The sequence below is a fragment of the Peribacillus sp. P4_C12 genome (genome assembly GCF_056402095.1).
Map to the genome: position 1 here is coordinate 15,969 of NZ_JBFUIB010000018.1, position 20,439 is coordinate 36,407.

The 20,439-nt window shown below is 35.2% G+C and carries 26 protein-coding genes and 1 pseudogene; 6 read left to right on the forward strand and 21 right to left on the reverse strand.

What is annotated here, in order from left to right; translation table 11 throughout:
• Positions 1 to 263: 263 nt before the first annotated feature.
• The 7 genes and pseudogenes from AC1DUW_RS06035 to AC1DUW_RS06065 form a co-directional block, all read right to left on the reverse strand.
• Positions 264 to 1,061 carry a fumarylacetoacetate hydrolase family protein gene (locus tag AC1DUW_RS06035; RefSeq protein ID WP_053344548.1) on the reverse strand — a complete coding sequence of 266 codons (798 nt, stop codon included), beginning with the start codon at positions 1,059 to 1,061 and terminating at the stop codon, positions 264 to 266.
• A 210-nt stretch (positions 1,062 to 1,271) separates the two neighbouring features.
• The gene (locus AC1DUW_RS06040) at positions 1,272 to 1,448 is read right to left on the reverse strand and encodes a hypothetical protein (protein WP_477642196.1); all 177 of its coding nucleotides are present in this window, start codon (positions 1,446 to 1,448) and stop codon (positions 1,272 to 1,274) included.
• Positions 1,449 to 1,683: 235 nt separating this feature from the next.
• A complete protein-coding gene (locus tag AC1DUW_RS06045) occupies positions 1,684 to 2,097 on the reverse strand; it encodes a hypothetical protein (protein ID WP_053344546.1) in 414 nt (137 codons plus the stop codon).
• A 144-nt stretch (positions 2,098 to 2,241) separates the two neighbouring features.
• Positions 2,242 to 2,340: pseudogene (locus AC1DUW_RS06050) on the reverse strand (NAD(P)-dependent oxidoreductase); the annotation flags it as partial.
• 99 nt (positions 2,341 to 2,439) lie between these two features.
• Complete coding sequence (locus tag AC1DUW_RS06055) at positions 2,440 to 2,859, reverse strand: DUF3021 domain-containing protein (RefSeq protein WP_236694850.1); 420 nt, start codon at positions 2,857 to 2,859, stop codon at positions 2,440 to 2,442.
• Positions 2,856 to 3,311 carry a LytTR family DNA-binding domain-containing protein gene (locus AC1DUW_RS06060; protein WP_053344544.1) on the reverse strand — a complete coding sequence of 152 codons (456 nt, stop codon included), beginning with the start codon at positions 3,309 to 3,311 and terminating at the stop codon, positions 2,856 to 2,858. The genes AC1DUW_RS06055 and AC1DUW_RS06060 overlap by 4 nt, the downstream gene beginning before the upstream one ends.
• Before the next feature lie 395 nt (positions 3,312 to 3,706).
• Positions 3,707 to 4,192, reverse strand: a complete 486-nt coding sequence (locus AC1DUW_RS06065; RefSeq protein WP_098176512.1) for a PaaI family thioesterase — start codon at positions 4,190 to 4,192, stop codon at positions 3,707 to 3,709.
• Positions 4,193 to 4,435: 243 nt separating this feature from the next.
• Between AC1DUW_RS06065 and AC1DUW_RS06070 the strand changes: the two genes are divergently transcribed.
• From AC1DUW_RS06070 to AC1DUW_RS06085, 4 genes are all read left to right on the forward strand, one after another.
• On the forward strand, positions 4,436 to 5,131 hold the full coding sequence (locus AC1DUW_RS06070; RefSeq protein WP_477642197.1) for a response regulator transcription factor: 696 nt from the start codon (positions 4,436 to 4,438) through the stop codon (positions 5,129 to 5,131).
• Between the two features lies 1 nt (position 5,132).
• Positions 5,133 to 6,068 carry a sensor histidine kinase gene (locus AC1DUW_RS06075; RefSeq protein WP_477642198.1) on the forward strand — a complete coding sequence of 312 codons (936 nt, stop codon included), beginning with the start codon at positions 5,133 to 5,135 and terminating at the stop codon, positions 6,066 to 6,068.
• Positions 6,069 to 6,291: 223 nt separating this feature from the next.
• A complete protein-coding gene (locus AC1DUW_RS06080) occupies positions 6,292 to 7,215 on the forward strand; it encodes an ABC transporter ATP-binding protein (RefSeq protein WP_053344540.1) in 924 nt (307 codons plus the stop codon).
• Entirely contained in the window at positions 7,208 to 7,900 is a 693-nt protein-coding gene (locus AC1DUW_RS06085; RefSeq protein ID WP_477642199.1) for an ABC transporter permease, read from the forward strand. The genes AC1DUW_RS06080 and AC1DUW_RS06085 overlap by 8 nt, the downstream gene beginning before the upstream one ends.
• 61 nt (positions 7,901 to 7,961) lie before the next feature.
• Here AC1DUW_RS06085 and AC1DUW_RS06090 read toward each other — a convergent pair whose 3' ends face one another.
• Positions 7,962 to 8,084 carry a hypothetical protein gene (locus tag AC1DUW_RS06090; protein WP_477642200.1) on the reverse strand — a complete coding sequence of 41 codons (123 nt, stop codon included), beginning with the start codon at positions 8,082 to 8,084 and terminating at the stop codon, positions 7,962 to 7,964.
• Between the two features lie 491 nt (positions 8,085 to 8,575).
• On the opposite strand from AC1DUW_RS06090, the gene AC1DUW_RS06095 reads away from it, so the two are divergent.
• Positions 8,576 to 8,998 (forward strand): carboxymuconolactone decarboxylase family protein, encoded by a 423-nt coding sequence (locus AC1DUW_RS06095; protein ID WP_053344539.1) that lies wholly within the window; start codon positions 8,576 to 8,578, stop codon positions 8,996 to 8,998.
• A 33-nt stretch (positions 8,999 to 9,031) separates the two neighbouring features.
• Here the strand turns inward: AC1DUW_RS06095 and AC1DUW_RS06100 are convergent, their stop codons facing one another.
• The 10 genes from AC1DUW_RS06100 to AC1DUW_RS06145 form a co-directional block, all read right to left on the reverse strand.
• Positions 9,032 to 9,193: a hypothetical protein gene (locus tag AC1DUW_RS06100; RefSeq protein ID WP_201783544.1), complete on the reverse strand. Its 162-nt coding sequence runs from the start codon at positions 9,191 to 9,193 to the stop codon at positions 9,032 to 9,034.
• 15 nt (positions 9,194 to 9,208) lie between these two features.
• On the reverse strand, positions 9,209 to 9,442 hold the full coding sequence (locus AC1DUW_RS06105; RefSeq protein WP_477642201.1) for a transposase: 234 nt from the start codon (positions 9,440 to 9,442) through the stop codon (positions 9,209 to 9,211).
• 264 nt (positions 9,443 to 9,706) lie between these two features.
• The gene (locus AC1DUW_RS06110; protein WP_477642202.1) at positions 9,707 to 11,497 is read right to left on the reverse strand and encodes a glycosyltransferase family protein; all 1,791 of its coding nucleotides are present in this window, start codon (positions 11,495 to 11,497) and stop codon (positions 9,707 to 9,709) included.
• 37 nt (positions 11,498 to 11,534) lie between these two features.
• Positions 11,535 to 11,858: a hypothetical protein gene (locus AC1DUW_RS06115; RefSeq protein WP_201182733.1), complete on the reverse strand. Its 324-nt coding sequence runs from the start codon at positions 11,856 to 11,858 to the stop codon at positions 11,535 to 11,537.
• Between the two features lie 20 nt (positions 11,859 to 11,878).
• Positions 11,879 to 13,063, reverse strand: coding sequence for a glycosyltransferase family 4 protein (locus tag AC1DUW_RS06120; protein WP_477642203.1), 1,185 nt, complete (start codon positions 13,061 to 13,063; stop codon positions 11,879 to 11,881).
• A 504-nt stretch (positions 13,064 to 13,567) separates the two neighbouring features.
• Complete coding sequence (locus tag AC1DUW_RS06125) at positions 13,568 to 14,596, reverse strand: FUSC family protein (RefSeq protein WP_056528993.1); 1,029 nt, start codon at positions 14,594 to 14,596, stop codon at positions 13,568 to 13,570.
• 401 nt (positions 14,597 to 14,997) lie between these two features.
• Positions 14,998 to 15,570, reverse strand: a complete 573-nt coding sequence (locus AC1DUW_RS06130; RefSeq protein WP_180320449.1) for a YdhK family protein — start codon at positions 15,568 to 15,570, stop codon at positions 14,998 to 15,000.
• Between the two features lie 385 nt (positions 15,571 to 15,955).
• A complete protein-coding gene (locus AC1DUW_RS06135) occupies positions 15,956 to 16,582 on the reverse strand; it encodes a hypothetical protein (RefSeq protein ID WP_377444882.1) in 627 nt (208 codons plus the stop codon).
• Positions 16,583 to 16,657: 75 nt separating this feature from the next.
• The gene (locus tag AC1DUW_RS06140; RefSeq protein ID WP_053344532.1) at positions 16,658 to 16,894 is read right to left on the reverse strand and encodes a hypothetical protein; all 237 of its coding nucleotides are present in this window, start codon (positions 16,892 to 16,894) and stop codon (positions 16,658 to 16,660) included.
• A 223-nt stretch (positions 16,895 to 17,117) separates the two neighbouring features.
• Positions 17,118 to 17,885, reverse strand: coding sequence for an arylamine N-acetyltransferase family protein (locus tag AC1DUW_RS06145; RefSeq protein ID WP_053344531.1), 768 nt, complete (start codon positions 17,883 to 17,885; stop codon positions 17,118 to 17,120).
• Between the two features lie 363 nt (positions 17,886 to 18,248).
• Between AC1DUW_RS06145 and AC1DUW_RS06150 the strand changes: the two genes are divergently transcribed.
• Positions 18,249 to 18,557 carry a carboxymuconolactone decarboxylase family protein gene (locus AC1DUW_RS06150; protein WP_236694986.1) on the forward strand — a complete coding sequence of 103 codons (309 nt, stop codon included), beginning with the start codon at positions 18,249 to 18,251 and terminating at the stop codon, positions 18,555 to 18,557.
• A 131-nt stretch (positions 18,558 to 18,688) separates the two neighbouring features.
• Here AC1DUW_RS06150 and AC1DUW_RS06155 read toward each other — a convergent pair whose 3' ends face one another.
• The 3 genes from AC1DUW_RS06155 to AC1DUW_RS06165 all read right to left on the reverse strand — a co-directional run.
• Positions 18,689 to 19,318 (reverse strand): spore coat protein, encoded by a 630-nt coding sequence (locus tag AC1DUW_RS06155; protein WP_056527353.1) that lies wholly within the window; start codon positions 19,316 to 19,318, stop codon positions 18,689 to 18,691.
• Positions 19,319 to 19,705: 387 nt separating this feature from the next.
• On the reverse strand, positions 19,706 to 19,876 hold the full coding sequence (locus tag AC1DUW_RS06160; protein ID WP_161804894.1) for a hypothetical protein: 171 nt from the start codon (positions 19,874 to 19,876) through the stop codon (positions 19,706 to 19,708).
• A gap of 22 nt (positions 19,877 to 19,898) precedes the next feature.
• The coding region (locus AC1DUW_RS06165) for a phosphomethylpyrimidine synthase ThiC (protein WP_477642204.1) at positions 19,899 to 20,439 on the reverse strand (541 nt) is incomplete at its 5' end.

The following is a 20,439-nucleotide window of genomic DNA, read 5'->3' on the forward strand; positions in this document are numbered from 1 at the left end:
GTTCCTTAATCAAACGCACTCGTTAGTTCAAATGATTCAATACTCAACTATATTTAGCCATTGACCATCAGGTTTATCATTTATCTCAAATAAATTGACACCAAGCTCTTTTAATACTGCCGTTTCTCTAGCAGCACCACAAGCGAATGCAAGAACAAAGAAACTCTTCTTTTTTTATTGCGATGTCCCCTATAACATTTTAAAAAGTCGGCTCATCTATTTATGAACATTTTCATATTTGGCATTAAGAATACTGGCAAATCCTACTGAACCTCATTACATAACCGACCGATATTCTCGACTTCAACAACGACCTCATCCCCTGACTTGATCGGGCAGCTGCCAGATGGTGAACCCGTGGCCAAAATGTCACCTGGCTCAAGTGTCATTACCTGCGAAAGCCAGCTGATTAGATACGGAATGCTTAGAGACATTTCATTGGTATTCCCGTCTTGGACAACGCGGCCGTTTAAAGTGGTCACAATCCGCAAATTTGTAGGATCTACCCCGGTAACGATGCACGGCCCCAAAGGTCCGAACGTATCAAATCCTTTGCCCCGCGTAAACTGTGGATCTTTTTTTGTAAGATCTCTTGCTGTGACGTCATTAAATATCGTGCAACCAAACACATAATCAAGCGCATCTTCTTCTTTAATGTTTTTTCCGCGCTTCCCAATCACCAAGGCTACTTCCCCTTCAAGTTCTACTTGGTTGGATAGATCATTTGGAGGAAGGATAATTTTCTCCTTGTCTGGAATAAGCGCAGATAATGGCTTTAAAAATAGAAATGGTTCTACAAGGTTTGCCTCTCCCCCTGTTTCCTTCGCATGACCTGCATAGGTCCAGCCGAAATTAACCACTTTAGAAGGTTTTACAGGTTCCAAAATTTTAACGTCACTATATTTCAGCTCTACCCCGTCATACTTTATTTCCTTGTTGACAAGTTCAGCAAAACTGCTAGACAGTTGTAATATCATCTCATCCTCAACAATACCGTAATGTATTTTGCCCTGTTGATTCTGATAGCGAACTATTTTTTGTGTTTTTTGTAGCACATTCATGATGAATAAACTCCTTTGATAAGTAAGGTATACTACCTCAAATAATATAAAATTCGGGTCTCCACATAATCGCAAACGAAGACTTCCAACTTCATTATAACCGATAAGCTCAATGAAAATGAAGTTAGTGGTATTATCGAAGTCGCTCTAGACATAATAGTAGGGAAATGGAAGCCTGTAAGTAACACCTCAATGACATTTGGAACATAATTAAACGCTTCTTCGGGAGACATCCTTTAGTAATTGATTCGAACGAATTACAGGATAATCTCCTACTTCGTAAGTTTTAGGAATTAATATTTTTAATGCTTTAACTACTTCTTTTTTATCCCTTATTGATATTTCTTCTAACTCATTTAACTCTGGGCATTCTTTGAGTGCATACACTCCAACTGAATCTAAAGTAAATAGAGATATAATCAAAATCAGTACAATAAGTTTTTTTATATAAACACACACATCTTTTCTAATCTTTCCTAATTAGAAAAAAGTTATCAATCCTTCTTCAACTAATCTGCCCCGATAGAGGCATAAAGAAAAAGCTGCCTTAAAGAAGCTAACGCACCCGTTCATTAAGACTTATTGTAGAGTGGACACAAACTGCGAAATTATGAAATCTAATTTAATCAGTAACATATTTAGTTAGCTCATTCAATTCTTTGTCATTAATATACCGATGTTTGTATGAAATCACACTATATTTAGTATATTTTTCTCCTGGTATACGAATAGTCATTTGAATTAACTTAAAAGGTGGGTTGATGGGTCCCTCATATCCCATTACATGTAATGACACATCATATGTATCATTTTGAATATCTCTTGAAATTTTTTCAATTCTATTAAATGTGAATAATTGACTATCGCCGTGTTTTTCCATAACTTCAAGAATGGTTCCACCAAGATATCTTAGAAAAGCTAATTCCATAATGGAAGGTGGCTTGTTTTGAGGAATTGTTTCAATTGTGTTTTTTGCTTCAGTAGCACTACTAGACGAAATGAAAAAGATAAGAAAGAGTATGGCTATTTTTTTCATTATTAAGTCTCCTTGTAGATTATTATCTTATTTTTTACAAGAAGTTAGGTTTTATCCATAAAATTCTTTATTGCACAGTTCGAATACACTACTGTTGGCTTAAAATAAAGTTCGATTAAAAAGTTGCTGAAAACATTCATTTCATCATAAAAAGGTAGCGATTGATCCACCATTTACAAAAAGTATTTGTCCTGATATGTAAGAAGAATCATCAGAAGCCAGCAGCACATAGGCAGGAGCCAATAAACAAAGAGCTACTAAAAAAGCAACTCAATCAGGTAAAAACATTATTACTGAAACTACTTATCTCTCTTACCTTAAAAAATTACTGTCCATCCTCTCTCAATTACCTCTCTTATCTAACCCATCATTCAAAATTTTCACTTGGTAGCGGAAATAGAGATAGAAAATAATCCAGATGATCGCATAGAATGGTAGGAAAATACCAATTCCTGTTACTAACCCTTTTAAACTAAATGGAATCCATCCAACAAAGAAAGAAAGAAGAAAGTATAATATGCTAACAGTCAAAAAATGTAGAATAGTCTGAGATAATAAACTCCATTTCTCTATTTCAAATAATATAGTTGCTGTGCTGAAAAACCAGCCACATAATAGGCAGCCTATCGCATTTTTCACGAAAATCCCACTGTCTAATGAGGTCACATCACCAAAACCTATTACTCCAAAACACGTCAATACCATCACGAGTGCTCCAAAACAAATCCCTACAAAACTACGAAACAAAAGTGTTTTCATCATAATCCCTTCCTTCTCCATTGAAATGCTTTCTTAATTCCTTGAACATAGTGTCGAGAAACATATTCTTTTTCCCCTGACTTAAAATAAACGCATAAAGTTCCGTTGAAAGATACCTCAAATCTGCTTAATTCATTTAGATTTGCGATCACCGATTTGGATAATCGAACGAACTGATTACCTGGAAGGTCCTTTTCCAGTTCATATAATCTTTCTTTCATTTCAAAAGTCCCTTGTTTCGTCCGCACCATTATGGAATCTTGCTCTGTAAACAAACAGATTATTTCTTCTGCCCTGAAAACATGCTGCATATCTTCTTTCCTGCCAACAAAATATGGTCGTTTTCTCTCCTTCAAGCGCTCCATTAATTCTTGCACTTCCTCATTCCATTCATGATTTCGGATAAGTACCTCTATCGCTTGGACCTCCTCATCTATCTCTACCTGTATTTTCATCTTTGCGACCTCCCTTTGCTTATATTTTAAGTATATTGATAAACTGAAATTTCGCTTGTGATTTCCAGCCACATGTAACTAAATAGCTCTAACTTGCATAAAATGCGCTGTCAGTTACATCGGTATTTTGGTACAAAAAGCGCTCAACCGCCTTGGAATCACTCACTTGGATGGACTTTCTCCATCAAGCTAAGGTGAATATGTATGTTAAAACATTCTGCCCTGCACTGTCTTTCATTCTTTGATTTTGAAGATACTTGCTAGGTGCACTAAATAACCGTCCAAATGCTTGGACGGTCACATACTCTTTTTCTTATAAAGCTTTTATTAGGCCTTACTTCTTCTCAACTGAAGGATCCGTTGCATTGATGACTTATGACCCATCATGCTAGGGATTATTCTTTGCTTGTAAAAGTGCTTGGCATCACCACTGCTACAACTTCTCCACGAGCACAAAGTGTTTCATTTGCAAATACTTCTGTATCAATTTTCCACTTCTTAGGATGAATCTCTTGTATCTTCCCAACCGCTATTAATGGAACATCATTTGGGGTTGGCCTTACAAATTCCACTTTTAATGAAGCTGTTACAAACCGAGGAGGCTCTATTCCATCCCCAACTTCATGCCCATTTTTTCGATGCAATGCCAATGCAGCCGAACCTGTTCCATGACAATCAATTAACGATGCAATTAAGCCGCCATAAACGAATCCTGGAATTGCAATATGTTCTGAGCGTGGTGTATAAATTGTCCTAGTTTGTTCTCCTTGCCAACCCGTTCGAAAATGATGACCATCTTTATTTAACCGACCACATCCATAACACCATGCAAATGCATCTGGATAATCATCTTGAATCGCTTTTAGCACTTTCTCCTCCATCATTTCTCCCCCTACACTTTTCAGAATATTATAATATCAAGGATACTGTAGCGGCTTCATTAATTCAATCTTGTGATGATCGTTGTTAATTTAGTACTACAAGTTTTGAGAATTAATTGGCATTTGCTGTTGTATGCACCAATAGAATTTCTACTAGAATGGTTTCCACCTTTTTTCACGTTCAATAGATCTTGGAGTATAATTAAAGGTGTTAATATATGTAAAAGTTAGGAGAGGTAAGAAATGCCATCTAATATTTTGCTAGTGGAAGATGATTTATCGATTCAAGAAATGGTAGAAAGCTATTTAACAAAAGAAGGTTTTGTTGTAGCGACAGCTTCTGATGGAGAAGTTGGACTGGAAAAATTTACGCAATGTTCGTTTGATTTAATCATACTAGATATTATGATACCAAAGATAGATGGCTTAGAAGTAATGAAATTGATTCGTGAAAGAAGTGCTGTCCCTATTTTACTAATGTCTGCTAGGGACACAGATGTTGATAAGGCAATCGGGTTAGGCCTCGGGGCAGATGATTATATTTGTAAGCCATTTTCAATGATTGAGTTGTCGGCACGGGTGAAGGCAGGAATTCGTCGTTCGACAAAATATTCAGCTCCACTAAAGATACAAGATAAAATTATTCAGATTGGTGATTTGGAAATAGATACAATCAATTTTACTGTCTGGAAGAAAGAGAAAGTTATTAAACTCACTTCCAAAGAGTTTGAACTATTAAAGCTATTTGCGAAGAATCGCAATCGTGTGTTTACAAAAACTCAAATTTATAACCTCATTTGGAATGAAGAATATTATGGTGATGAGAATGTTATTAATGTTCATATGAGAAGGCTGCGAGAGAAGATAGAGGATGATCCATCAAACCCAGAGTATATTAAAACATTATGGGGAATCGGTTATAAGCTGGAAGTGATGTAGCATGGTACTTTTTTTAATGATGATAATTTTCATATTATTAGGTGTTGTTTTTTTTCAATATAGAACGCAGAAAAGTAAAGATGCAAATTTACGTTACATATATGAAAAGCTCCAGGATATTTTGGAAAACCAAACAGGTGAAAAGTTATTAGTTGTGACAGATGATAAAGAACTACAAAAGCTATTAGTCGCTATTAATCATTTATTAGTAGCAAAGCAAATCACAAATGCCGATCATGCCAAGTTAGAGATGTCCATGCGCAAGATGCTCTCTAATGTATCGCATGACTTAAAAACACCGCTGACGGTTGTTCTTGGGTATGCAGAGATGTTACATACAGATCCTACGATGAGTGAGGACGAACGACAAGCACTGCTGAAAAAGGTGCATATGAAAACTATTGATGTAATAGAGCTCATTCATAAGTTTTTTGACTTAGCGAAATTAGAGTCGGGAGATAAAGAAATCGAGTTAACTAGAATTAATATGAATGAAGTGTGTCAGGAAAATATTTTAACGTTCTATGATTTACTAATGGCGAAAGGCTTTTCGGTCCATATTGATATACCAAAAGAACCTCTATATGCACTTGGAAATGTAGAAGTGCTAAATAGAGTGTTAAATAATTTAATCTCGAACGCGATTACTTATGGAGATGATGGAAAAACTCTGGGCATGACTTTAAGAAGTGATGAAAAGGTTGTGTGTATTGATATATGGGATAAAGGAAAAGGGATTGCAGAGTCACAAATCGATAAAGTATTTGAGCGTATGTATACCTTAGAAGATTCAAGAAATCGTTTATATCAAGGTAGCGGACTTGGACTAACGATCACGAAGCGACTTGTAGAAGCATTAGGTGGAGAAATTCATCTTTCCAGTACGTCATATGAAAAAACAGTATTTATTATTAAGTTAAAAAGAATGAAATTTTAGCTTGTAGAAAGAGGTAGTCTCCAAGCTTTTTTGTCTTGCTCCAGGACAAACGACTATCAAACTTCCGACTCTTCCTTTATCTCATTTCGAGCATAACAGTTTGTACGTGCCAAGTGGTCTCCTTACGCTTCCCTGTGAGCTTAAGGAATTTGTAAGAATTGAGTAAGAAAAAAGAGAGGTTCGTTTCGTACAATTAAAATATGCAGCGAAAGGGGAAAGCGAAATGTCATATATATTAAAAACAAATCAACTTACAAAAGTATTTGAAGGAAAAGAGGTTGTTTCCGGGGTCAATATGCATGTGAAGCAAGGTGAAATCTACGGGTTTTTAGGGCCAAACGGTGCTGGTAAAACAACGATTATGAAAATGATTACGAATTTAATCAAACCTACAAGCGGTGATATTGAAATTTTCGGTGAGAAATTAACTAATACATCATACGAAGTGCTAAAACGAATAGGGACGATAATTGAATATCCTATTTTTTATGAAAAACTAACAGCAAAGGAGAATCTATACTTACATTGTGAGTACATGGGCTATTATGACAAGAAGTCCATTGACCACGCGTTAGATCTTGTAAAATTACACAATGTCGATGACAAAAAAGTAAAAGACTTTTCTCTTGGTATGAAACAAAGGTTAGGAATTGCAAGAGCGATTACGACAAAACCAGAACTGTTGATCTTAGATGAACCTATTAACGGTTTAGACCCCATTGGTATTAAAGAGTTACGAGAGTTATTTAAAATGCTTTGCAAAGAATATGGCATTACTTTACTAATTTCTAGCCATATTTTAGCTGAAATGGAACAAATGGCAGATACGATTGGGGTCATTCAAAATGGGAAGCTGATAAAAGAAGTTTCAATGAAGAGTATCAATGGGGAACAGACAGATTATATTGAGGTGACGGTTCAAGATATCAAAAAAGCAACTTACATTTTAGATCATGAACTTGGTTTAAAAAATTATAAAATCATAAGTGAACAGATGATTCGCATTTATGAAATGACCGCAACACAACAAGAAATTTCAAAAGCACTCATCATGAAGGATATTGAGATTGAAAGTATCAACAAAAAACATAGCTCATTGGAAGAGTATTTCCTAAATTTAATGAACGGAGAGGGAATTCATGCTTAAATTAATGAGACTAGAACTTATGAAATTTAAATTTGGTTGGTATATAAAAGGTGCGATTATCACAAACATAATCATGACACCTATTCTGTGTTTCGTTATGTATTTAGAACAGCAGGAAAGAGATTCAATGATTACAATGTATCAAGAAGCCTTTGTAATGATCGGCGCAATGGTGAGAGCTACATTTATTGTGTTTGCCGCAGTATTGATTGCGAAAATAGTCATTGAGGAATATAAAAACAAAACCATTTTGATTATGTTCTCATATCCCATTAATCGAAAGAAAATGATTGCTAGCAAACTGTTATTTATAGCTGCGCTGACGTTTATCACCATGTTGGTGACTAATATCATTGTTGCGGGTTCATTTACTATTATAAATAGCTATTTTCCCATTGTTCCATTTTCAATAACTGCAAATCAGTATTTTGGAGAGGCCTTAAAAATGATTCCATATTCCATTGCCACAGCAGGAATTAGCTTAATTCCATTGTATTTTGGGATGCGTAAACATTCTGTTCCGACCACAATAAGTTCATCCCTTATAGTAGTGATGATTGCTTGTGCTTCTAATCCAGCATTCTCAATGGTGACTTTCATTCCTCTTCAATTAGCGCTCGCGGCAGTCGGAGTAACAATTGCTTACTCGGCAATTCGAAATATTGAGAAAGAGGATGCGATTTAACTTGAAGAACGGGCAAGCAAAGAGGGTATGTCAACACTAAATTGAACGACTTTTATAAGTACTATCGCTGAAATTCCACTGGTGTCAAATAACAATTATCTAGTTCAAGAGCCAGCTGTTCAAGAGAAGCGACTGCCCCGTTTGCGAATTCATTTCTAAACACGTTGTACATCGCTTCGGCCACGGTGTTATCATACGGACATACTTTTGCACACTAAGTGATAGTTGATTGCCAAATGTCTCTAGTGCATCTGAAATCAACTTGTTATCTTTGCCACGATCTGTATAAAACAGTTGAATATGATGTAAAATCCTTTTTATACTGAAATAAAGTTTGATTAAATTAACGTCATCTTAAAATGGACAACATACATAAAAAGTTTCAAGATGGTCAATTATCATAATCATTTTCCCTGCTCCTTTTCTCGATATAAATGACAAAAGCCCTTGTACGCTAGGTAGCGTTCAGGGGCTTTTAGTTGACCTCACTTACTTTATAGAAGTAGCCAAATACACCTGCAGTTCGTGAATTTATCCAGTATATTTCAGCTGAATTACCTTTTTAATCATGAAAAAAAGGAATGTATTGCATGAGTTATATGTGTTTTACGAATAACAAAATCTGCGTTATAGTTATTTTGTCAAATACAAATGACGTTTTAGGAGGAAAATAACATGGAAAAAACTCGTTACCAACAAGGTGTAGATATTATAAAGGAGTATACTTTAACAGATAACAAGGAAATTGGAACACACATGAATATTGTAGACGAATTTAAAGAACTTGCACCTGATTTAGAGAGTTATATTGTTGAATTTGCTTTTGGAGATATTTATTCACGAGAGGGCTTAACTAATCATCAACGTACGATTGCCACAATCTCTTCTCTTGTAACTCAAGGTACGGAGCCGCAATTAGAATTGCATATCAACACAGGACTTACAATTGGATTAACTCCAAATGAAATTGTTGGAACTGTCATGCACTTGATTCCCTATACAGGCTTCCCGCGTGTCTTGAATGCTCTAAAGGTGGTAAAAAAAGTTTTTGCTCAAAGAAATGTAAAAATTAAGGATTTAGAAATGCAGACAAATTAATAAAACCGCTAACACGCCTTAAACGGCCTCATGCTAAAGCAGGTGGATTTGGACATATATGTCGACGACTAAAGTCATCTCAAAGTCCTTAAGCATAATAAATTTTTTCGACATATTCACTTCAATCCTGAATATGTCGTTCTTTTCTTCATTGACTTGATTAGCTATATGATTTCTAATTGTTTCTTCTGTCATCGTTCCTACTGTGGCTCAGAAATAGCCTCTTACCCATAAATGTTGTCCCCAGTACTTCTTTTTCAGCTCAGGGAATTGATCCTGCAGAATTCTTGAGGATCTTCCTTTTAGGTACTGCATGATTTTACTGGATGCTAAACTTGACGAACAAGATAATAATAAGTGATCCTTACCTACACCTACCAAATATGGATGTAACGAATAAAGAAGAAATAGATCAAGTCTTCCCTTTTTACCGGTACCTTSCATATGSAAGGTACCGGTAAAAAGGGAAGCAAACAAAAAGCAGCCCCGAAAACACAATTTTCATCGTGTATTTAGGACTACTTGACGTTTACATTGGAAAGGAGTCTGAGTCTGATTTTGACTTTAATCTCTCAGGGGACACATAGCTTTCTGAAATACCAGCAACTAGGAAGCCGTTATTGTTTCACAATTTAATGATTTTCTATTTTGAGTCTTTTCCATTTCATTGTCTACTTAATCAGCTTCAAAAAAACCTTCCCCTTCTTATTAAAAGTTAAGCCTTTTTCTTAAATCCCAATATTTAAATGTCATCTTACCCATTTTTGACTTCGAAAGTGAATCGTATTTACGTCCAAGTGCTAGGTTTTGTTTTTCTAACTTAGTAATTTGTTTAAGTTGAACCGCGTTCAGTTTTTTTAATTTCTTTACTTCTTTAACAAATTCTTTGTTTTTCACTTTCACATCATTGTTTTTATTTTCTACAATTATCCGTTCTTTTATTGAAGTTTCCATGTCTTTTGGTTTTAATTTTGGAGTGCTATTGGTTTCAAATCCTATAGTTTTTAGATATGGCAAATTATTTTGAAAATTTTCCTCAAAGCTGCTATAACTTTTATGAATTTGAAGGAAGGTAAAACATCCTGCTTTTTCCGCTTGAATGATTTGACCAAACCCAGACAGCTTAACAAGTTTTTCTACTTTTTTTAATTCTTCTGGAATGCTTTTGAAAATATAGGTGAAAACTTCTTCAACATTTATATCTGCAGGCAATTTTTTTACCTGATGGGATGGTACATGCTTATTTAGTTCATCAAAGTCATCTTCATCAATATAATAAGCATTTCCACTTTTATATAAATAATCAGTAATACGTCTACTCCATAATAGCCCTTGCAGTTTTTTTAATGCTTCCGAAAACAAAAACTGCCTGCTAACTTGATACATTCGTTTGGCTGCAAACTCATAAATATCCTTATTACATAAAGCTAATTTGACTGTGTCACGGAAATCCTTCTCTGTAACAGCATATAACGGGTAATCTTCCCCAAAAAGCTTTAAATGCATTTTGGTTGGATTCATTATTACAGCCTTCCTTAAAATTCCGTATTCCAATAACTTCGTAGACAGTTCCAGACTGCTGTCCATTTCCTCACTTCTCCAGGTTATCCCAATGTCACTGTTCACTATTAATTGTTGAGCATTCTCCCTCGTCAATGCCCCGTACCATGTAAGCCCTTCTGTATGTTCCAGGAGATATGTCGCTTCTTCCTTAAACTGAGAATCGCCTTTAACCCATTTGAATTTATCTCCTGCAATATCAAGTGAAAGATTCGGAATCTCACGCTTTAATTCTTTAAAGGCAGTAATGATAGGAATCGTCTTCCAATCAGGGTCGAATTTCCCAGTATATACAAGTTTGTGTTTTAACCGATCTTCCCCTCCTGCTGATTCAACGTTTGGTATCATCGGGGTAAGCAGGGAAACTTTGTTTTTTTCTTTATTCAAATTAAGAATCTCAATTACAAATTCGCACATCTCTTCTGTTTGACATAAGAAATAAGCACATTGATTGTATATATTTTTGATGCTCTCAAATTTTTCTTCATTAACATCCTGACCTATATGAGTTAAGCCTGTAGCATAAACTAATGTATTCTTTATGATATGCTTATGCCTTGCTATTTTTTCAACAGTCTCAATGCTTCTTACAAATAGCCAATCATATTCCTTTTGACTCCAATAATGAGAAATGAGCATTTCAGCAATATCAAAATTAATGACACCTTTTTTTACCCATTCTTCATCGGTGGCATTAAAAAAAGGATCAACAAAAGGATTAAGAATCGTTATATTGTCAAATTTCTCAAGTGGCTGAATTAATATATCGCGTTTGACTGGGCTAGCTAAAAGTAAATCTACCTCGATGTTAGAATCTAACGCAATAGTCGAAGCTAGGGAAGATAAAAATACTGCAGATCCATCCATTGAATTCATGTCAATAAAGCCAAATAGAAGTACCTTCATTTTTCTGTTACGCACTAATTCATGTGAACTCAAAGTTTTCACTCCAATGACTGAAATGTGATATGAATTTCTATTTTTTTATTTGTTCTTTCATAGATGATTTGAGTGCAAGGTATTTCAACGTGAATTTCCCTATATAAGTAACGTTGAATTTGTGTTCTAATAACTTAAGTCTACGTATCTCTTTGTTTAGCTTAATGTTTTCTTGTTGGGCTAACTTACTTTTTTCTAATTCTTCTCGCAACCTATTATTTTCTTTTGTAACGTTCTCAATAATGTTTTGTTTTTCAGTGCTATCGTTCTCTATGAGCTCTAATGTCATGGACATCATGTCTTTCATTTGTAATTCTAGTTCCTCATACATAGTTTTCCAATATTCGTTTCGTTCGTCCATATTGAAAAAACTCCCCTCCATTAACCTTGGATAATCTCTAATTCTCTTTTAATAACAACATCTACGGCGCATTTATCTCGAATAGACTGCGATGCTTGTTTTGACACTCTTAAGAATACGTCCGAATTGTAATATAAGCGTTCTATTGCATCGGCAATTTCGATAGGAGACTCAGGTTTTGTAAGAAGGCCAGAAACGTCGTGTTTAACGAATTCGGGGATTGCCGTGATATCTGTTGAAATCGGCACTAGCCCACTAGACATGGCTTCACACATTGAAACCCCTTGAGAGTCCAAACGGGTTGGACAAAGAAAAATTCCATACTCCTTATGCAATGCAGCGATTTGCTCTTGAGATATAAAGCCTTTATGAATAGTTACATTCTCAAAATTACGGATTGGCTCAACTGTTTGATCGAACAACTTTCCATCACCATAAAAAGCAAATTCTAATTTATTGAAATATGGTCTCTTTGAAAGCTCTAGCACTGCTTTCACCGATAAATCATTGGCATATTTTCGAGAAGCGTACGGCCTGATTGAAAGGACTTTTGTCCGCATATCTGCTGGCTTTTCTATAAAAGTAAACAGATTGTCATCTATTACATTGGGAATGATTACTGAATTTTTCGATTCTGCTCTCGCGTCACATTCCGCTATATGTTCTTTAAACCATTTGGAAATATGAACAAAAGTTGTATCCAATTCATCCGTTTGATAAAACCAATTCATAAAAGAAAGCTGTGCTACATAATAGTCCTCCGCCATTTCAAGAATCTTCCGTAAGCTTTCAGGGCTTTCAAGAAAATTAAACCATCTTCTATGCCAAGCCTCCGTTTCAAAACCATGTATCCACGTAATAATTGGTAAATCTGTGCTTGTTTCTTTTATCGCTTGTACCATTTTTGAATTAACAAAATGAATGAGCGCTTTTTTATGTACTTTATGATTTAAGAACATGCGTAGATGCTGTTCAGTTCCTCGATAAACAGGCACATCTTCATACGAATACTTTTCAGCTTTTTTATAGGCAGGATGTAAAACAAAGACATCAACCTTCAAACCCTCTGCCAAATAAGCCTTGACTCTTCGGTGGATAAACCCATTACGATATAATTGCTTTTCGTGTGGATAAGCATTCGTAATGATTACATATCTATCTTTATCGTTAAATGTAAGTTCATTTAGATTTATAGATTGCTCCATTTTTGTTCACTCCTACTATTCAGTCATCTTCAATCAGCCTGCTTACTCATCTGTAAATGAAAGATTTTTAGAAGACCCTTATCCCAAGTCAATTCTACTTTTAAAACTGTGAATCGATTATAACAAACATGTATTACTGAATATTGACATCAATACGAGAAGTATGTAAATAAAAGTAAAGTTTTCATGAATTTTTATATATTTTAGTAAAGGGAATAGGAATTCTAGAACATATTTTTAAAATTATTACAGAGATAGGGTGATTACCAGTATTTACATGAAGAATTGATGACAATGTTAACTAGCAAAAATAAAGAGAGAACGATTCATTTACTAGAATCGTCCTCTTACATTGAAACTATTGTATTTTTTGTGTACTGGAAAATTCAAGTAAAAGATAAAGGTCAAAGCTGTTAAGTGAAATAGTCAAACGATGATGAAGATCCTTTAATACGATGGTACAGTGAGCATCCTTTTCTCCTGATTATAATCAGATGACTCCCATTACCTTTTTGCCGTTTGGTACTGATCGATTAATCGACTTAATCGTCGCAATTGAAGGCTATATTCTACGATGGAAGAAGCAATAATCATTGTGCGTAATTTCTGTTCTTTATTTTGACTGTATATTTCGAGAGCACGCTCGAAAAATATTTGGCTTTTTTCCGCCATATCATTTTCAATATGATAATCTTCCCCTTTTATTTTCCCTTCGTATTTTAGCAACAAGTATTCATGACCTTTGATTAACTCTTCAAGATGATGGTCGAAGAGATGGTTTTCCTCCTCATTCGTCTTACTCTGGAAATAATGTTCATCAATGTTTTCTACTACTTGTTCTGCCTGCTTGAGGGTCTTCAGCATTTGTTTAAATACTACGATTTCCCTAACATCCAGCTGGTTTAGTTTTACAAGATTCCCTCTTTCTTCATCAAAAATCTTATATTGTTCTTCTAGTTTTGGAATGTCTTTAATTAATTTTGCATAGTGTTCTTGAAAAGATTTTGCCTTCATTTCCTTGGAAAATGCCGTACGTAATAATAAAGAAAGATTGTTAAAAATCAATTGAACTTTATCAAGGTAATTTCGTTTATATTTTGGTGGGAAGATGGCAATATTTACGATCATTGCACACACAATACCAACTAAAATGATTAAACAACGGTTTAATATAAAGTGCAGACTTTCATTACCTGGAGCACTCATGATGGCTAATACCGTAACGAGTGTAAGCGGTATTGTGCTTTCCATTTTCAATTTCAAACATAGCGAAATTACCAATATCATGACAAGTCCAATCATAATTGGACTATCCCCCAAGAAATGAATCGAAAAAAGCGCAGTCAGTGCACCAATTACATTGGTAATGATTTGGTCAAACAAATGCCTCCATGTACGATAAATAGAAGGCTGAATCGTGAAAACAGCTGCCACCCCTGCAAACACTGCAGGCTGCAAATTTAAGATCGAGCAAATTAACAATGCCAATGTAACAGCAATTCCTGTTTTAAGGACACGCGGGCCAAGAGTCATGGATTTGTATCTCCCATTCTGTAATCTTTCTTAATAATCAACACTACAAATAAATAGGATCTCACAAAATTCACCACTAACAATTGCCTGTTTATGTATTACTAACTTTATAGCAACTGTAAGGGAAAAACCTGTCATTGTAAGATTAACTATGTAATATGGATTACAGTATCACAAAAACAAATGAACTTTAACTTTTATTTCTTAGATATTCACAATAAAAATTCTGAAGGAAAAAATAAAATAAAAATAGTAAAATATCACAAAAACATGACAAGCCCTATGTCGTCTAACAAGTGTGAGTCAAATCATCAACAGTCTAGAAAAGTATTAAAAAGGTTACCAGTAAGAACTGGCTAACCTTTGATTTGAACGTAAAATTTTTTTCATTTGTTTCAACATTATTCAGCTGATGTTAATTCACTTTCTGTTACCCATTTATGGTTTTTAACTTCTTCTCCACCATTAGTCGGAGTGAAATCAACCATATACACAGTCGTTTCTTCGGCAAAATCAATTTCAGCGGTTGCACCATCCATCCCCTCCATATGGGATGCATCTACTGTAACCTCTGCTCCAGGTTCTAACGTTTTCTCGCCAGCATCTTTAAGCTCTTCGTGAATAACCCATTTATGATTTTCCACTTTGTCTCCACCATTTGAAGGAGTATACGAAATAGCATAAGCGGTAGTATTATAGGCACCAACAATTGTTGCTTTCGCACCCTTCATACTTTCCATGTGATCTGATTCTATAATCGCTTGACTTCCGACTTCATAGGTTGGGCTTTCAGCTACTTTTAAACCTTTAGGAACATCACCTGAACTAGAATGGTTCATATCCATATTACTATGATCCTTGTCTTCCTTATTTTCTTTGCTTTCGTCATTAGTATTGGAGCATGCACCCAGTACTAAGAAAAGGGCTGCACATAATGATAAAATGATGGGCATTTTCATTCTTTTTTTCAGCATGTAATAAATCCTCCTTTAACATTTGAATACATCGTACCAATTAAATATGCAGAAATTGTGGAGTACGCTCAGGACAAAAAAATAGAGCCTTTCATACTGTTATTTTCTTTTAGTGGGTTTATTCCAGTTTATCTCCTGACCTATAAACAAATAAAAAGACGACTTTTCCAACTCTAGGTGGAAAAATCGTCTTTTATTGTTATCCTAACCTGCTACAATTGAAGACTTAATTGGATAAATTCTTCTACTCATTACATAAAGAACTTACCTTTACTCAGCCTTCTATTATATCTTCCTCTAAATGCTTTTTACTCAATCTTCAGGCAACGTGATTGTCATGTCATGAAGTAAGGGTAAATCCCCCCCTTTTTTTACAATAAAGAAACTACTCGGAGGCCCTTGATTGTTCAATTTTCTTTATTATATGTGTAAGGTTCATAGAAGAATGTTCTTCAAAATCTCTACCAATAGACCTAAATAACCCTCTTGCTATACACCTTAAAATACTTTCGGCATGCTCGTCCACCATAAAAGACTTTTCAGGAAGACTTGATTCCACGTGAGCACCACCACTCTTTTGAGCAGACTCCTTAATAAAATCTAAGATTGTAATTTCCTGGAGAATGCCCCCTAAACTACTTTTATAGATTACTTGATTTCGCCAAATATTTAAATCAATCCTCGGCTTAGTGTAATCGAAAAGTTCTTCAGGTATTTTTGTATTGCCTTCTTTGCTTATTTCAATAAAATCTTTAACGGGATACAATTTCGGGTTAGGATTGATTTTCTTTATTAAGGAGTTATCAATGGTGACTTTTTCCCTCTTTATTCGTGTATATTTGTTCTCACATAGAATTAGTCTTAACTGCCCGGCAATAACATTATTAAATTCTTTTAAGTCGAAGAGTTCAACAAGCATTACGCTATATTCCAGAATTGTAATAGCCTCATCGAATTTCCGTTTAGTACCAGCGTTTGATCTAGTAAAAACTAATCGATTTTTCTTCTCCATTTTGAATCTCTCCCTTTTCACCTATTCAATTAAAACTATAACAAATGATAAAAAAAAACACCCGTATTGGGTGCTTTATTTATTAGGCCTAAACTTAATTTGCTCTAATTTACGTTTATCTTGGTCTCCTGCAAATTCGATACTAATTACATTAGCTAAGTTGATATGCTTCCCACCTGCTTGTAACCATGTCGCATTTTGAATTAATTGCAGATTCAGAATACTATTGGCTTCATCAGTATAGGGTTCATTCGTCTCTAACTCCTCTGTTTCCCCATTCACATAATAAAATTTGTATTTTGCATTACTCATTTTCATCAGCCTCTTCTCTTGTACTTAGTTCGACAAGGAAGGGTGATTGTCCTGCATTTAATGAGGGTAACAACAAAATCAGATTGTCTCCTTCCTTCAAGGTCGTACACTAATGGTTCCCGTATGCACCCTAACAAATTCAATGTCTAAGTTAAGGAACATAAAAAAGGCTGTCAAAGGTTTCTCGACAGCCTGAGGGAGGGCAACTTTCTTTCGTTATCTCTTATCTATCAAAATACTGCTTCATTATCTCTTTGAATCGTGTGCTATCTATTTCTTCTTTTGTCACTTTCCCGTCATCCCACTGCGTAAAGGATGTATCGGTTAAAGTGATGTTCCCGCTATTTGTAAGTCGAGTGATTAAAGGATGTTTGTTAAAAGGTGATTTTGGGTTTTCACTGATGATAGTTTGAATCTCATTCAGTTCCACAACATTTTCTACGGTCTTTGAAGAATCGAAAGCATACCCAATTTTCCAATCGGGATCTTTATGTTTCAGCTTTAATTCAAAAATATAATCTCCATGTTCGTTACATTCCTTTTTAATCCGAAATTCACCATTTTGAGAAATAACGGTTTCTCCGTTAAATGGTACTGGTTTTAAAGGTAAATTCCCTCCAAATCCCGTATCGACTAAATAAGTTTGACCTTCATGATTTAATAGAATGGCGACATGGGTTCTACCTATGGTCATCCACCCTTGATTGTAAATTACGCCGCGAACTAAGAAAACGTCAAAGTCATTTTCCACTAGGAAAAAATAAAGCGCCGTATTCAATTCATAACAAAGTCCCCCCTCGTTTCTCACGAGAACTTTGTTCATGATATTTTCTTTGTTGATGTCACTAAGATGAGATGCCATTATGGATAAGTTTTCAAAGGGAATTGTTTTCGCTGTCTTTTCAAGAATTTCATCTAATTTTTCAAAAGTCACTTTTTCATGTTCCAGCAACCCTATTCTTTTTCGGAATAATGCGTTCAGTTCATTCATTACGATTTCCCCCCTTAAGTTAGACACTGCAAAAAGGTATCTTAACTCTTTACATATTTCATTATACTTTGTCCATATTTTAGTCTTCAACTATTCTGGAGTGCCTTTCAGTCTATGGATGCTCTCTATACAAATGAGCTGTATGTGGCGATGCAACAGAATATCCTTATGTATATGTATTAGTGCATCTACACATGATCTAACGGGCTATTCATTCACAATAACTCCATCGTTTTTGATTAATCATTTCTTGTTTAGTTCATACTAATTTTTGATGAAAGATTATTAGGGATGGAGCTGAATGGAATTTGGAAATTCAAGCTAATAATACTACAGAAACTCTCTTCACGATTGTAAAGCTGAATCGGTGTTTTTACGGATAAAATGCCTGAGCTCGCTAAGAAATTCAATTCCTTTACGGAAGAATGCTTTAAAGAAGGTCTATTATCTAAGAAAGAGAAACAGCTTATCGCTTTAGGTATAAGCTTATATTCTCAAGATGAATACTGTATTATCTACCATACTAAAGGATGCCTTGATCAAGGGTGTTCAGAACAAGAAATCCTGGAAGCAATTGGAGTGATGGCAGCATTTGGTGGAGGAGCAACTATGAGCCAGGCTGTAACTCTTGTCCAAAATTGTGTTCAGGAAATAAATCAGATGAAACATTAATAAGGAAACAACATTGGTTAAAATTATTGAAGGGATAGGACTTATGGTGCTTAGTCCTATCCCTTCTTAAATAAGTTGTAAATGGTCGAAATAAATTTACTAGTTTTATTTAGATTTTGTTTGTTCTTTAATTAATGGCTTACGTTGTTATTTCCTTGTGCAGGTGAATATGAATTCAACATTTGTTGCATATCCTGCTGTGCAAGCTGTGGAACTTGGTAGTAATGATGTTTGTTTTGATATATCGAAATCTCATATGCCATTTCAATGCAGTTCGGAATAGAATCTGCAAATACGCGACGCACAACTGGGTTTGTAATTTCAAGTGCAGACATTGCTTTTAAAGAAGCAGCAGACTTCACTGCCCCAAGCATCAAGCCTGAAATGCATTCATCCGTAATTTCCGATATGGATTGCAAAGGTTTCTTTGGCTGAGTTGGTGTCAATCCATATATAAAATCGTTACCTTGATTCATTTTGTAGCTCTGTGTTCGTTTGGATGGGTCCTGGCCAGATTGAAAGCACTCTAATGAAAGGTTATATTCATCTTGGATGAACTGATATTGACGATCCAGAATGTCCAGTAATTCTTGATCCTGTACATGCTGACGCAAAAGCATATAAGTGTTTAAAGTACCAATCGTTCCCGACAACACTTCATGTACATCGAATACTTCATGACCACCGTGATTCATTTGTGGGGGTATAGCACCCGTTTGCATGTTCTGGTGTACTTGACCTTGTTGATTTTGGTTTTGCATTTTATTTCCCTCCTCGTTTTATCAATGATGCGAACAAGTTTAGTATGTTAAAACCCAACAGGATTATTCAATATAAACTCTTCCATGAAAACTAATAAGCCAAGTTCTTCATAATAATTGTATTGTTTTTTTTGACTAACATTATTACTAAGAAATGAAGGACATACTAGGATTAAGGAAAGTACCTGAGGTAACTTATACTTGTAAAAGGAAGAGGGAATATCTTGGGTATCTTTGGGAATTCAAAATCGGTGCTTACAAAAAAATAAGGAAAAAGGATGGTTAGTCCTTCTTCCCCTTCATACTTAATAATCTTAAGGAACATATTTGCTGATTTTCTTCTTACTAGAATACCAAGAATCCAAAGTTATTTTAATCAAGAAATCCCTACCATTGCAGACTCTCAATTAAGTGGCACTTTGTGCATTCTTGTGAATAATCATTTTTTACAAATTCATGATTACAATTTCCCCGAAAAATACTTAGCTCTTTTTTTAGCTGATCCAGCTGATTTTCCAACTGTTTTATTTCAACTTTAATCTGGATTACTCGATTCATCGAATTCTCCTTTTCGTCCACATTATTGATAGATTTTTCCGTCTGTGTTTCTAAATTCATTCGCTTTTTCTTTCAAGCCTTCATCAATTACAGACTCAAAACCAAGCCCTTTTTCTTTAGCTAAATCACGAATATCTTGTGAGATTCTCATGCTGCAGAATTTAGGACCGCACATTGAACAAAAGTGAGCTGTTTTGGCACCCTCAGCAGGTAGAGTTTCATCATGATATTCAACGGCTCTTTCAGGATCGAGCGATAGATTAAACTGATCTCTCCAACGAAATTCGAATCTTGCTTTTGATAGGGCATCATCTCGTTTTTGAGCATTAGGATGGCCTTTTGCTAGGTCAGCAGCATGGGCTGCAATCTTATACGTAATAACCCCAATTCGAACATCCTCTTTATTTGGAAGTCCAAGGTGCTCTTTCGGTGTCACATAACAAAGCATCGCAGTTCCAAACCAGCCAATCATGGCAGCCCCAATCGCAGAAGTAATATGATCGTAGCCAGGAGCTATATCAGTTGTCAGGGGTCCCAGTGTATAGAATGGGGCTTCTTGACAG